General features: G+C 70.3%; 14 protein-coding genes. 5 read left to right on the forward strand and 9 right to left on the reverse strand.

Annotation, left to right across the window (positions count from 1 at the left end):
• Positions 1-26: 26 nt before the first annotated feature.
• The 9 genes from C1N81_RS03815 to C1N81_RS03855 form a co-directional block, all read right to left on the reverse strand.
• Entirely contained in the window at positions 27-1,028 is a 1,002-nt protein-coding gene (locus C1N81_RS03815; protein WP_394426739.1) for a DUF4007 family protein, read from the reverse strand.
• 13 nt (positions 1,029-1,041) lie between these two features.
• Positions 1,042-1,404: a hypothetical protein gene (locus C1N81_RS03820; RefSeq protein ID WP_394426742.1), complete on the reverse strand. Its 363-nt coding sequence runs from the start codon at positions 1,402-1,404 to the stop codon at positions 1,042-1,044.
• Between the two features lie 50 nt (positions 1,405-1,454).
• On the reverse strand, positions 1,455-1,694 hold the full coding sequence (locus tag C1N81_RS03825) for a hypothetical protein (protein ID WP_394426744.1): 240 nt from the start codon (positions 1,692-1,694) through the stop codon (positions 1,455-1,457).
• Positions 1,695-1,699: 5 nt separating this feature from the next.
• Positions 1,700-2,065 (reverse strand): hypothetical protein, encoded by a 366-nt coding sequence (locus C1N81_RS03830; RefSeq protein WP_394426745.1) that lies wholly within the window; start codon positions 2,063-2,065, stop codon positions 1,700-1,702.
• 137 nt (positions 2,066-2,202) lie between these two features.
• Positions 2,203-2,511 (reverse strand): hypothetical protein, encoded by a 309-nt coding sequence (locus tag C1N81_RS03835; protein ID WP_394426747.1) that lies wholly within the window; start codon positions 2,509-2,511, stop codon positions 2,203-2,205.
• A 72-nt stretch (positions 2,512-2,583) separates the two neighbouring features.
• The gene (locus C1N81_RS03840; protein WP_394426749.1) at positions 2,584-3,045 is read right to left on the reverse strand and encodes a hypothetical protein; all 462 of its coding nucleotides are present in this window, start codon (positions 3,043-3,045) and stop codon (positions 2,584-2,586) included.
• A gap of 220 nt (positions 3,046-3,265) precedes the next feature.
• Positions 3,266-3,406, reverse strand: coding sequence for a hypothetical protein (locus tag C1N81_RS03845; RefSeq protein ID WP_394426750.1), 141 nt, complete (start codon positions 3,404-3,406; stop codon positions 3,266-3,268).
• Positions 3,407-3,604: 198 nt separating this feature from the next.
• Positions 3,605-4,279 carry a GNAT family N-acetyltransferase gene (locus C1N81_RS03850; protein WP_394426752.1) on the reverse strand — a complete coding sequence of 225 codons (675 nt, stop codon included), beginning with the start codon at positions 4,277-4,279 and terminating at the stop codon, positions 3,605-3,607.
• Positions 4,280-4,464: 185 nt separating this feature from the next.
• On the reverse strand, positions 4,465-5,022 hold the full coding sequence (locus tag C1N81_RS03855; RefSeq protein ID WP_394426754.1) for a hypothetical protein: 558 nt from the start codon (positions 5,020-5,022) through the stop codon (positions 4,465-4,467).
• 677 nt (positions 5,023-5,699) lie between these two features.
• Here C1N81_RS03855 and C1N81_RS03860 point away from each other — a divergent pair.
• Genes C1N81_RS03860 through C1N81_RS03880 form a run of 5 tightly spaced genes read left to right on the forward strand, consistent with a single transcriptional unit; the run spans position 5,700 to position 12,397 of the window.
• Positions 5,700-6,464 (forward strand): TnsA-like heteromeric transposase endonuclease subunit, encoded by a 765-nt coding sequence (locus C1N81_RS03860; RefSeq protein WP_394426756.1) that lies wholly within the window; start codon positions 5,700-5,702, stop codon positions 6,462-6,464.
• Positions 6,461-8,731, forward strand: a complete 2,271-nt coding sequence (locus tag C1N81_RS03865) for a transposase (RefSeq protein ID WP_394426757.1) — start codon at positions 6,461-6,463, stop codon at positions 8,729-8,731. The genes C1N81_RS03860 and C1N81_RS03865 overlap by 4 nt, the downstream gene beginning before the upstream one ends.
• Positions 8,709-9,977 (forward strand): AAA family ATPase, encoded by a 1,269-nt coding sequence (locus C1N81_RS03870; protein WP_394426759.1) that lies wholly within the window; start codon positions 8,709-8,711, stop codon positions 9,975-9,977. The genes C1N81_RS03865 and C1N81_RS03870 overlap by 23 nt, the downstream gene beginning before the upstream one ends.
• Position 9,978: 1 nt before the next feature.
• Complete coding sequence (locus tag C1N81_RS03875) at positions 9,979-11,862, forward strand: TniQ family protein (protein WP_394426761.1); 1,884 nt, start codon at positions 9,979-9,981, stop codon at positions 11,860-11,862.
• 10 nt (positions 11,863-11,872) lie between these two features.
• Entirely contained in the window at positions 11,873-12,397 is a 525-nt protein-coding gene (locus tag C1N81_RS03880) for an ATP-binding protein (RefSeq protein WP_394426763.1), read from the forward strand.
• The last annotated feature ends 62 nt before the right edge of the window (positions 12,398-12,459 follow it).

Genomic DNA, 12,459 nt, shown 5'->3' on the forward strand with positions numbered 1-12,459 from the left:
ACGCGCCCGCGGCAGGCCTGAGTCCGTCAGGACATGGACGGCGAACTCCCCTCGTCCGCAGGACGGAGACGGCTGGTGGCCGACCGCAGTGCGGGGTAGGCACTGGCCAAGACGTCCTCGGCGAGGGGGACAGGCGGACGCGAGTAGACGAGCGTCTCCTCACCGTCGCCGGACTGAACGACAGCGATATCTGCATGCGCGTCAGCGACTTGGTGCAGGGCGCGACGGAGGTCGGCCGTGCCGGTGAGAAGGAGCCGGCCGGGCCCGAGGGGGTCGGAGGCGAGCCGCGCCATGCTGATGGAGCCGGCCGCGGGGCCGACGGTCCGGGCCGCGAAGTCCAGGCTCGCGTACGCCTGAAGGGACGCGGGGCAGTGGCGGCCGGCCATGCGGCGCAGCGCCACGAGGTGGCTGCGGTCGGCTGTGCGGTCGGCGGGCGGCTCGGGGTCGAGCAGGTGGAGGGTGCGGAACGGGTTGGAGAGCTCGTCCTCGATGTTCGCGGCGCTGGGGTCGCCGGGCGCGTACATGCTCACCAGGCAGGCGATGTCCGAGGCGAGTACCGACGCGGCCGGGATCCTGTGGCCGGCCGCGTCGGCGGCGACGGTCAGACGCCCCTGCAGCTCCGCGCGACTGGACCGGCTGAGCGGGGAGTGTCCGAAGAGAAACCGCCAGGCGGGCACGTGGCACGGCTCGGAGCTCACCAGCCACCAGTGCAACAGCCACAGGCTGGCGTCGTGTTCAAGGTAGGGGTCGGCGCCGGTTTCCTCGTCCAGGAGCCAGTGGGCGCGGCCCGTGGGCACCAGGTCCTGGCCGCTGCGGGCGGCCAGTCCGAAGGCCTGGGACCAGAACGCCATGGACGGGACCATGCTCTTGCCGACGCCGAGCACGACGGTCGCGTCGGGCCGGTGCAGGGCGGCCGGGTCCTGGAGCAGCGCGTCGTAGACCTTCCGGAGCCACCCGTAACGCGGTGGGTAGCCGCGGTGCCGGCCGAAGCCGGGCAGACAGCCGGTCAGGGGAGTGCGGTTCGACACGATGGTCCTTTGCTCAGTCGAGTGAGAGGGGGCTGCGGTCCGAGAGGGTGAGCCGTGCGATGAGTCGTGCGAGGGAGTGCGCCCAGTCGGCCGGGGCGTCTGAAACGAGGAGGTCCTCGCTCCAGACGGTGCCGTCACCGAGGAGCGGCTGGCTGGTCAGCCGGACCTGCCTCGGATGCCTCGGACCGGCTGCGGCGGGCGAGAGGTCGAGTTCGTAGGACCGGTTCTCGGTGTCGATGTGCCAGGACAACAGGCCCTCGGCGTCGGGGCATCCACAGGTCAGCACGTACACGCTGGTACGGCTGGGTGCGGGCATGACGCCGCGCAGAGCCCGGGCTACGGCCTGGCTCTCGCTGTGGTCGTGGGCTTGTGCCACGATTCCTCCTTCGGCCCCGGCCCACAGGAGGTGGGCCGGGGAGGGGGCGGCTACCTGCTGGCCGTGAAGGCGTCCAGCAGCCGGTCGGTGGTGCGCGTGGCGATCGCGAAGCAGATCAGTTTCAGGGACGCCGTCGCGATGGCGTGCCATTCGCGCAGGCGGGCGACGGTGTCCTCGGCAAGGTCGCGCTGTGCGAGGACGTCTCCGCATCCGACGACCACGCGCGGGGCCCAGAGCTCCCGGACGAGGGTGTCGACGGCAGCTTCGGCGGCGACCAGGGGCGACTGCACCCGGTTCAGAGGACTCCGCGGCGGGTCAGGTCGGGCTCGCACAGGGAGCACGTCCCGCACGGCGCGTGCTCCGTGCATTCCGGCAGCGGGATGGTGTCGACCTGGGTGTCCTCACGATGGACGAACTTGGGCCACTCGCGCTCGTACAGGAACTCGCCGGCCCACTCCCGGGACTGGAACCCGGCGATACGCGAAGCGTCGTTGGCCGTGTCGGGCTGGGCGACCCACGTGGTGGTGTCGTCCGACAGGGCGTGTTCCCACACGTAGCCGTACTCGATGGTGTGGTCGGTCTTGCTCACCACGAGGAACCCGCGGCTGTAGTCGTTGTGGGCGGGCTGGAAGTCGATGTGCTGGGCGAGGCCGGGCAGCATGATCACATCTCCGGGGTGAGGCGGATGCGGGGGCGAAGGAGAGGGAGACCTGACCCCGACCGGGTCCCGCCGCCTCTTGAGGCGCGGGACCGGCGTGGGTTCCGGCGGAGGGGACCCGGGCGCGGGGGTCAGGGAGATCAGGTGTTGCGCAGTGCGGCGGCCGCGGCGGCGTACTTCACGCACGCGGGCATCGAGTCGCGCAGATCGGGGCCGCGCCTCCTGCGCCTTCCGCGAGGCTGGAGTCCGCACTTGAGACGCTCTTGACCGTCGTCGAGCTGCCTCAACACCGTGTTGACGCAGCCTCCGCAGACGGCGGGCGGGTTGTCGAGATCGGCACCGAGGAGCGGCATCCGGGACGCGGGGTGCTCACCGCGGTCGAGGTACATCCGTATCGAGCCCCGGGGAGGGTACTTAGGGTCCGGGGCGGGAATCGGCGGCGTGGTCATGGTGAAGGTCCTTCCGACGGGATCGTTCGTTGGGCTCCGGCACCCGCGGGCCGCGGTGCCGGGGGCGTCCGGCTACTTGGCCTTGCGCTGGTCGATCCGGTGGGCCTGCGATGCCGCGCGCATGACCTCGTCGAAGTCGAAGCCGAGGTCATGCGCGTAGGCGCGCAGATCGTTGAGCAGCACGTAGAGCGCCTTCGAGAAGGTGGGGTAGGGGTCGTCTGCCATGTGCACGCGGAGGGCGGCAGCGGCGTCGCTGGCGTGCACGTACACGTCGAAGAGGTGGTCCCCGGCGGCCGAGTCGTCCGTGTTCTGGATCGGTTCGACGGACGGGGCGAGGTTCGGCATGGCCGCCAGGGGCCGTTCGTCGAGTCGCGCCTTCGCGTCACCGTCGAGGCAGCGTTCGACGTCGGAGCGCATGTGACTGGCCAGGTGCATCAGGTCGGTGGTGACGTCCACCAGGGTCAGCCAGACGTCGGCCCAGCCCCGCCGGTAGGCCAGAAGGGCAGCATCTACCTCGCGGACGACAGCAAGCATGGGAGGACTCCTGAGCAGTAAAGGGGGTTTGTGCGGCGTGGACTTGGAGGTCCGCCAGCAATGAAATCAATCTACATGGTGAAACATGAATAAGCAACGCTCGGGACAGTTGGGAGCGCCCGGGCCCCCGGGGGTGGCGGGCGGGGCGCTCACGCGATCGCCCCGCCCGCCATCAGAAGTTCCAAGTGTGCGGCGCGACGGCCGCGGCACCGCACTCCCGCTACTCGCCCCCGCCGGCGCCCCTGCTCGCCCGCTGCTGCGCCTGCGGCTGCCGCCGGGGCATCGTGCCGACGAAGACCAGGAGCGCCGCCATCGCCACCCCGGCCGCAACGATCGCGCCGACGATGCTGTCGGGCTCCACCACCCACACACTGACCAAGGCGACTGCCGCGCTCGGCGCGCCCCAGCGAAACGCCCACCGAGCCCAGGGGTGCGGCAAAGGGCCCCGCCTTTCGGTTACCGGCATCAGATCCTCCTTGGTTCTGGATGCAGGCCCGTACCTGCATCCGAGCACGTGCTCCATAGCCTGAACGAACGTTTCGCCCGGGCCGTCGGCAGTTCAGGGCCACAGCCGCTCGCCGTCGAAGTAGGTACCCCGGGGCAGGCTCGTGTTGGGGAGGATGCCCGAGACGACCGGAGAGGAAAGACCGGGAACGTCGACGAGCGAGGTGTAGCGGTCCAGCGCCCGCGCGGCCACCCGCGTGTCGCCCCACTGCTGCTGTACCGGGTTCAGCGGACCGAGGGACACGTTCAGGTCGTCCATGATCGAGAACCCGAGGCCCCGGTAGTAACTTTCCAGCTCCGGGAAGCAGTTGAGGGTCAGCAGTCCGTAGCCGGCGCGCGTGAAACGGCGCACCGAGTGCCGGACGAGTTCGGCTCCGATGCCACGCCCGCGCTGACGGGGCAGCACGGCCACCGCGGTGATGGTCGCGACCCGTTCTGCCAGGTGGTGCGCCAGCTCGGGATCAACGCCGACGTGGTTGAAGAGCCAGAGCGGAACACCTCCGATGAGGACACCGAGGACCTCGCCCTCGCCGTTTTCGGCCACGATCATCAGGGATCGGAAGTGCGAGAGGGGCCCCTCCTGCGGCAAGGACAGGTTCGGCCGGACGTCCTCAAACGCGTCGGGGTCGTCGGGGTTCACATTGGCGAGGAGGCGCATGACGGCGTCCGCGTCAGCGGGCGCCACATCGCGGAGGGTGATGCCGGGCAGACGTGTACGGGTGGTGCCCATGTGTGATGGCTCCTGGGGTGATACGAGGCAGGGTGCGTCGCCTCTGGGGTGTGGAAGGGGCGGCTGCCGGAGGTGGCCTCAACGGCGCCTTGGCCACGCTGGGCGTGGGCCGGTCCGGTCTCGGGGCCGAGCCGACCGGAGCCGAGAGAGCTGCCGGGCGGCCCGGGACGCTGTGCCGAGGGGCGTCAGTAGATGTGACGGCCGTCGGGTACTGTCCGGCCGATCAGGCGCCAGGGCGGGCCATCGTTCAGGACGCCCATCGGGCACCGATCCGGCTGGTGTGTCGACAGGTCGGCCTCGATGGCCGTGTACCAGTGCCGCGTGAGAGGGCACCGCGTCCCGCGTGCACATCCCGGCCGCTCGGCGACGAACACGTGGTAGACGTCTGGCGAAGTGGGGAGTGACCGGCGGAAACCTTCAGCGATGCGCTTGCCGTAGGCCGACGGGCTCTCGCTCCGGTACCGCCCCCATACCTGTCTGCCGTAGACGAACTGGGTCTGGCCGTCGCGGTCGAGCCGCCAGCGCAGCACGGAGCCGTAGCGCGGGTTGTCGGGGGCTGACTCGTCTGCACCCGCGGGCACCGCTCCGGTCATGTCGAGGACGGTCTGGCCGGTCCCAGTGAACGCCTGGGGCACGGCCAGCGCCCAGTAGGAAGTGGCGCTCTCCTGCCACTGGTACGGCCTCCGCCGCGCATGCTGCGTCCCGAACTTGCGGCGCTTTATGAGCGGCTTGTTCCGCTTCATCTGTATCAGTCCCCCGGATGCGCTGAGACGGGCGCGACGCCTGGAGCGGCGCTCGTCAAGTGGGTTGGTGTGACAGGGCGTTGCCCCGACTTGACGATGACAATACACATGAAAACTGGAAGATGCAACGCTCTGGGCGGTGGGGCCTCAACCGCGCCGCGCGAGGTCCGCACCCGCTTGGAACCGGTCCCAGGCAAGCCGGCTGTCGACAGCGTCCTCGATCGCTCTCCAGACCAGCCCTCGCGCCGGGTCCTCCGGAACGTGGGGCTCTCCGCGGTTGCCCCGGATCACCGTGACCGTGTCGCCGACCGGCGGGCGGGCCCGGTGCACGAGGATGCAGGTGGGTGTCCCGTGGCCTGGGATGTAGGCCCCGGAAGTGTCGATGATCCAGCGCGCGTCGATGAGCCGAAGCTCAGGAGTTGTCACCAGCGGGACCGGCTGAGCTGGTCAACTGGGGCGACCGAAGCAGCGCGGTTGTCACTAACGAGGCATCCGACTTGTCACAGACGCTCATTCAGCAGTCTTTCTGTCACCAGAAACGAAGATCGGAAGCCTGAGGATCTCCACGGCGCTTCGATGAGCTCATGGCCGCTATACGTGCTGGGTCGGGAAGGGTAGTCGAAGCCGCTGACACCGGGTCCGTCTGGTCGCATCAGTGCAGCTGGGAAGACCTTTTCGTGCAGACGGATGTCGACGCGGGCAGGTCCGGCCTGGATCTGGGCGACGGCTGGACGAGACGGTGGACGGTCTCTTGGCGGGCCGACGGGGACGATGCGTCCTGCTCGGTGCACGATCTCGTACAGGAGCCGGTGCTCACGAGCGCCCCGATGCGGCACTTCACCTGGCGCCGGGACCAACGGCACCGTCCTGGCCTGCAGTTCCTGACCAGCACCGGCCGGCACCACGGCGCGGAGAGCCTGGAGGAGAGCCGGGTGCTGCTGGCCCTGGACTTCGCCGGCGACTTGGTCGACGTCGTCTCGCAGCCGCTGAAGATCTCCTTCGCCACCTGCGGGAAGCGCCGTGCCCACACCCCTGACTACCTCGCGGTGACCCGCCGCGGCGTCTGGCTGCTCGACGTACGCCCGGAGCCCCTGATCAAGGAGGCGGACCGGGAGTCGTTCGCCGCGGCCGCCGAGGTCGCCGTCGCCTGCGGCTGGCGCTACGCGGTGGCCGCCCGCTGGCGCGAGCACGCCTTCGCGGGCCTGGACGCGATGGCGTCGCGGCGCCGGTTGAGGTCCGATCCGCTGGGGCTTCGGCCGGTGCTGCTCGCCGAGGCCGAAGGCGGGCGGAGGTTCGGTGAGCTCGCGGCGGCGACGGGCTGCGAGCCGGTGGCCCGGGCCCAGCTGCTGCACCTGCTGTGGTCCCGGCAGCTGGGCGTCGATCTGGCCGCCTCGCTGCAGGACGGCTCGCTCGTCATGCCCGCTGGGGAGGCGGGCCGGTGACCGCGGTGGCGGTGCTGGACCTTTCCCCCGGCGCCGGGCTGGTGCTGGACGGGACGGAGTGGACGGTCGAGCGGCGCGAACCGCACCTGGGCCGAGTGCAGTTGGTGAAGGACGACGGAACCCGCGAGCGGATGACGTTCCGGTTCCTGGCCAACCATCCGCAGTGCCGGCCGTCGTCGCGGACGTCGTCGGCGGGGGCCGACCGGGGCCGCCAGCGTAAGGCGTCCGAGGACCTGAAAGCGGGTCGGCTGGAGCTGACCGAGCTGCGGATGGCCCACCTGCTGGAAGTCGCGACCGGGTTCCGCTCCGGTGACCCGTTCCACCCGGGCCCGGGCGAGCCGAGAGCCGAGTACGACCCGAGGAGGACGACGCTCACCGAGCGCCGGCACGCGAAGGTGGCGGAGCTCGCGGCCCTGGATCCGCAGCACGCGAAGCTGCTCGGTTTGGGCTCGGTCGGCTACCGCACGCTGATCCGGTGGGAGAACGCCCGCCGCCGGTTCGGGCTGGTCGGCTGCGCGGACGACCGCTGGCTGCGCCGCAGCGGCGGAACACGGACGGTTTCCGAGGAGATGCGGGAGGCGGTCCTGGCGGTCCGCGAGGAGACGAAGCGGATGGCGAAGGTGTCGATGCGGACCAAGGACCGCATGATCCGCCAGTACGTCCGCGAGGAGTTCGGGCCCGAGACGAAGGTGCCCAGCTACGACACCCTGCGCCGGCTCTGGCAGGAGTGGTTCGGCCCAGGCGGCGCCCGGCAGCGCTATGCGCGCTCGGCCGATCTGCCGGAGTCGGAGGGGCACGTCCTGGTGCACCGGCCGGGGCAGGTCGTCGCGCTGGACACCACGGTGCTGCCGGTGATGGTCCGCGAGCACGTCTTCGGCGATCCGGTGAAGATGCACCTCACCCTGGCCCTGGACGTCTGCACGCACTCGCTGGTCGCCTTCCGGCTGACGCTGGTCTCCGACACCTCGGTGGATGTCGCGATGGTGCTGCGGGACGTGACGATGCCGCTGCCGATGCGGGCGGACTGGGGCGAGGACCTGGAATGGCCCTACCCCGGCCTGCCAGCCGCAGTGGTGGCGGAGTTCGCCGGGCACGCGGTGGCCGGCCTGCCGTTCTTCACCCCAGAGACGGTGACCACCGACCACGGATCGGTCTATCGCAACCACCACCTGGTCGAGGTCGAGCGGGTGCTCGGCTGCCAGGTCCTGCCCGCGCGGGTGCTGCGGCCGACCGACAAGGCCGCCGTCGAGCGGGCGTTCGGCGTGATCCGGCAGCTTTTGTTCGAGCACCTGGTCGGCTACACCGGCGTCGATGTCGCCGACCGCGGGGCCGACCCGGCCGCGGACGCGGTGCTGACGGCCGACCAGCTCGAGCACCTGATCGCGACCTGGATCGTCGGTGTCTGGCAGAAGCGCAAGCTGGGCGAGTACGCCCCGGCCTGGGATCCGGACGGCTCGCACAGCCCGAACTCCCTGTTCGCGGCGTCGTTCGCGCAGACCGGCTTCGCGATGGACATCCCCTCCCCGGAGCTGTTCTACGAGCTGCTGCCCGCCCACTACGTCCGCATCGACAAGCGCCGCGGGGTGAAGATCCGCGGACTTTGGTACGACGACCCGGACGTCCTGCGGGACTACCGCGGCGAGCTGTCGACGCGGGGCGGCAAGCACAAGGGCAAGTGGCTCATCCGCCGCGACCCGCGTGACCGGCGCCAGGTGTTCTTCCAGGACCCGATCAGCCATGCCTGGCACCCGCTGCCCTGGACGGGCATGCCCCGGGCCGGTCAGATGCCGGCCTTCGGGGACGCGCGGGCCAGCGCCCTGCTCGCGAAGGCCGCCGCGGCCGGGCTGAAGCCGAAGTCGGACGCCGAACTGCTGCCCGTGCTGCTGGAGCTGATCGGTTCGAACATCCCGGTCAGCAAGTGGCCGACGCAGCTGAAGAAGTCCCAGCGCACCGAGCACGCCCGCGAGATGCACCAGGCCAGGGCTGCCCAGGCCGACCGGCCGCCCAGCCCACCCGCACCAGCCCCACAGCCCGCTGCGTCTCCAGTTCCTGCCGGGGAGGAGACGGCGACGGTGCTGAGCTGGCCGGGCCGGGCCCGCGAGACGCAGGACGCGGTCGCTGGTGAACGGCGTCGGCGGCGGGAGGCCGCCCGGCCCGCACCCGTCCCGCCGCCCGAGCTGGGCCACAGCTTCCGGGCCCGCAGCGTGTTCGTCCTGCCCGAGGATGACCTGGAGGAGGACCGTGGTGGACCAGACGACGCCCGATGAGCACGCGGTCGTCCCGTTCCTTCGGGCCGGTCCGCCGCCGGACCGCACCCGATGGGAGGGCTGGCAGCAGTGGCGGAAGATCCGCGGCACCTTCGTGCCCGCACCGCGGCTCACGCCGGCCGAGTACCAGAGCCTGAGCCCCCGGCGTCGGGCCCTGCACGACCTGCACCGCACCGCGACGCACGTCAACATGCGGCTGCAGGAGACGCCGATGAGCGCGCGGGTCGCGAACCTGATGCGCGGCCGGCTGCAGAACAACGCGGTGAAGTTCATGCCCGGCACCCGCGACGGCCTGATGATCAACGGCGGCGGGTTCCAGGGCAAGACCGAGACCGCCTGCGACGCGGCTGCGTCCTTCGAGGACGTCTGGCGCGAGGTCCACCACCAGCTGCTGCCCGGCCCCACCCCCGGCACCCGGGACGTGTTCGTGCCCGTCGCCTACTGCCGCCTGCCGGTCCGCGCGACCCCCAAGGGCCTCTGCAAGGCGATCTTGAACGTCTACGGCAACCCGCACCCCGGAACCTTGGATGACCTGGTCAGAGCGGTGCGGGACGCGATCCGGGACCATCACACCACCGCCTTGCTGATCGACGACATCACCCGGCTCCGGCTCCACCGCGAGGACGACCAGGACACCCTCGACCTGATCCGCGAGCTGATGGACCTCAACGTCACCCTGATCCTGATCGGCGTGGACATCCCCGGCTCCGGACTCCTGCGCGGCGCCTATGTCGACCAGCGCACCGGACAGTGGGTCTTCCCCGACCACGGGCGAGGCGGGCGGCACCACGCCGCGGCCGCTACACAGACTGGCCGCCGGTTCGACATGGTCGATCTCGACCCGTTCGACTACTCCACCCCGGCCAGCATCACCGCCTTCCTCGACCACCTCGCCGGCATCGAGGACCAGCTGCGGCTCCTGCGGTCCTTCGAAGGCATGCTCACCAGCGGCGAAATGCCCGAGTACCTCTTCGGCCGCACCCGCGGCGTCGTCGGCCTGCTGCGGCGGCTGATCGAGGACGGCTGCACCGAGGCGATCCTCACCGGCGAAGAACGCCTCACCCCCGAACTGCTCGCGAAGACCACGATCCACCTCGGCAACCTGGACGACCTCGACCCCGGCGCTGGCGAGGTCCCCGACATCCCGCAGAACACAGCCCCGCCCACGAAGCCCAAGCCCCGTCGCCGGCGCGGACGCAACACGGTCCTCGACGACCGCGGGAACAGGCCGGCCGCCGGTGACTGACATGACCATGAGCTCCGGGCGGCGGCCCTTCGGACTCAGCCTCGACCCTCTCAAGGGCGAGTCCCTGACCGGTTTCGTCCTGCGTCTGGCCCACCGCCTGCACATCTCGCCCCACGAGCTCGCCCGGCTGACCGGCCTGACCGAACAGGACCGGCTCGGTCGGGCCCGGGCGTCACTCTCCACGCGGCTGACCACCGCCGAGATCAAGAGCTTCGCCGCCACCACCCGCCTGGACCCCCGCGAGGTCCGAGCGATGACGCTGGAACCTCTCGCCTCCCGCTACCCGCCGGCGGCCCGAAGCGTCGCCAACGTGCGGGCCGGCAAGGTCTACTCCATGCACACGGACGGATGGCTGTTCGCCACGACCGCCCGCTACTGCCCTCGCTGTCTCGCCGGCGACGGCTCCGACATCCAGAGCGCCCACGGCGGGCCCTGGCAGATCCTCTGGCGCCTTCCGGTCGTCTTCGCCTGCCCGCTCCACGAGGTGTTCCTGGAACACCTCTGCCCCCACTGCCACAAACCGGTCAACTTCAGCAGCAGAGCCCAGCTGTTTCCCCGTCCTGCCGCCTCCGGAGTCCACCCTGCCCACTGCCGGTCTTCCACGGATCAGGACATCCCGACCAGTCGGCCCGGCGCCCCCTGCGGGGCACCGCTTGCGCACGACCCACTGCACCATCACCGGCCCGGACCCGCCCTGCTCGCGCTCCAGCACAAGATCCTTCAACTACTCCGGCCGGGCGGAGCGAAGCAGCCGGCCCAGCAGTACTTCACCGAGCTCATCCTGCTCGCGGGACTGGTCATGATCTGCTGGCCGCGCGTCCAGCCGGTCGGCACCACCCGCCAACTCGCCGAAGCCGTCGCCCAGCACCTCGCCATCCACGAAGGAACCGACTCCCGTCCCTACCGCTCCACTGGGGCACCCGTCGACGCGTTCGCCTGCGCCGGCCTCCTCCAGGTCACCGATCGCCTCTTGGCCGCCGACGACCTGCGCGAAGCGCTCTCCGCGCTCGCGCCCGAGGAGAACCGGACCCGCAGCGGGATTCCGCCCACACGGCACCTGATCTGGGACAAGAACTTCAAGAAGCACCGCAGCGCATGCTCCGAACGCTTCCAGCACGCCGCCGACACGATCGTTCCCACCTTCCGACGCACCGGCAAAGGCGGACTCCGCCTCCCTTCCACCGGTGCCGGCCTGCGACCCGAACACATCCCCGCGTTCTTGCCCCAAGCGCTCGCCGAACATCACCTCAACTTCCTCTCAGTTATCGTCCCCAAGATGCGCCGACGCAGTGCCTCGGTCTTCCTCGTCCGGCGCGCACGCGGCGGCAGCCTCGACGAAGCCGCCCAGTTCCTTGGGATCAACCCCCAGGGCAAGAGGAACGGCTACACACAGCTGCTGAACCGCCATCTCCGCACCAGCGGCACGGCCCGCGACTTCGAGCAGGCCCTCGACGCCATCACCGCCGACCTTCTCTCGGGCCCCACCATCGACTACCAGCATCGGCGCGAGGTCCTCGCTACCTGGACCCTGGATCCCGAGAGCTGGCAGCACATCCTCGCCCAGCTTCCGGTCCTCACAAGCCATCGGAAACCCATCAGCGACGACCGCAGACGCCTGGCCGTCAGCGCCTACATCTGGACCCGCGCCACCGAAGGCGAGCCTGATTTCGTCCCCTGCCCGCCGCACATCGCACACGACCCAGCGCTACGTTCTGTCTGGCTCCGGGAGCGGCACAACGTCTTCCACTGGCTCCGCACAACGGACTATCAGCCCTACTACGGCGCCCTCAAACCACTGCTCGAAGACCACGCCAGGCTCTTGGCCAAGGCGATCGACCGCACCGGATCTTCCACTCTCCCTGTCCCAGCAGCCCGCAGACGCTAGCGTCAAGTCCATGATCGTATGGCTCAACGGCACCCACGGCGCGGGCAAGACGACGACCAGCGCGCTCGTCCAGCAGCTGATCCCGGACTCCCGGGTGTTCGACGCCGAGAAGGTCGGCGAGACACTCATGGACATCAAGCCAGGACTACCCGCGACGGACAACTTCCAGCACTGGCCGCCATGGCGGCCCCTCGTGGTCGAAACCGCCCGACGCATCCTCGACTACACCGGCGGAACCTTGGTGATGCCCATGACCGTCCTGGTCGAGCAGTACTGGCGCGAGATCAGCTCGGGACTTGCCCGGCACGAGATTCCGGTCCGGCACTTCGTCCTCCATGCCGACCAGGACACCCTCCGCGCGCGCATCGCGGGCGACACCGTGCTCGGCCCCAACTCCCCCTTCCGGCTCCAATACCTCGAGCCCTACGCCGAGGCAGCCCGCACGTGGCTGCACGCCGAGGCCGAAGTCGTCGACACCACGCACCTCACCCCCGCCCAGGCCGCCCAGCAGATCGCAGAGGCCGTCAAGAGTTGAGAGGACGACTTTCCGGCGCGCACCTCGCAGGTGACAACAAGACTGCCTATGTGACAACTACC

It is taken from the genome of Streptomyces sp. SGAir0957 (genome assembly GCF_043523415.1).

Coding starts and splice junctions, on each gene's coding strand:
- C1N81_RS03830 (WP_394426745.1), bottom strand. CDS start 2,065: ATGCTGCCCGGCCTCGCCCAGCACATCGACTTCCAGCCCGCCCACAAC.
- C1N81_RS03835 (WP_394426747.1), bottom strand. CDS start 2,511: ATGACCACGCCGCCGATTCCCGCCCCGGACCCTAAGTACCCTCCCCGG.
- C1N81_RS03840 (WP_394426749.1), bottom strand. CDS start 3,045: ATGCTTGCTGTCGTCCGCGAGGTAGATGCTGCCCTTCTGGCCTACCGG.
- C1N81_RS03850 (WP_394426752.1), bottom strand. CDS start 4,279: ATGGGCACCACCCGTACACGTCTGCCCGGCATCACCCTCCGCGATGTG.
- C1N81_RS03855 (WP_394426754.1), bottom strand. CDS start 5,022: ATGAAGCGGAACAAGCCGCTCATAAAGCGCCGCAAGTTCGGGACGCAG.
- C1N81_RS03875 (WP_394426761.1), top strand. CDS start 9,979: ATGACCATGAGCTCCGGGCGGCGGCCCTTCGGACTCAGCCTCGACCCT.
- C1N81_RS03880 (WP_394426763.1), top strand. CDS start 11,873: ATGATCGTATGGCTCAACGGCACCCACGGCGCGGGCAAGACGACGACC.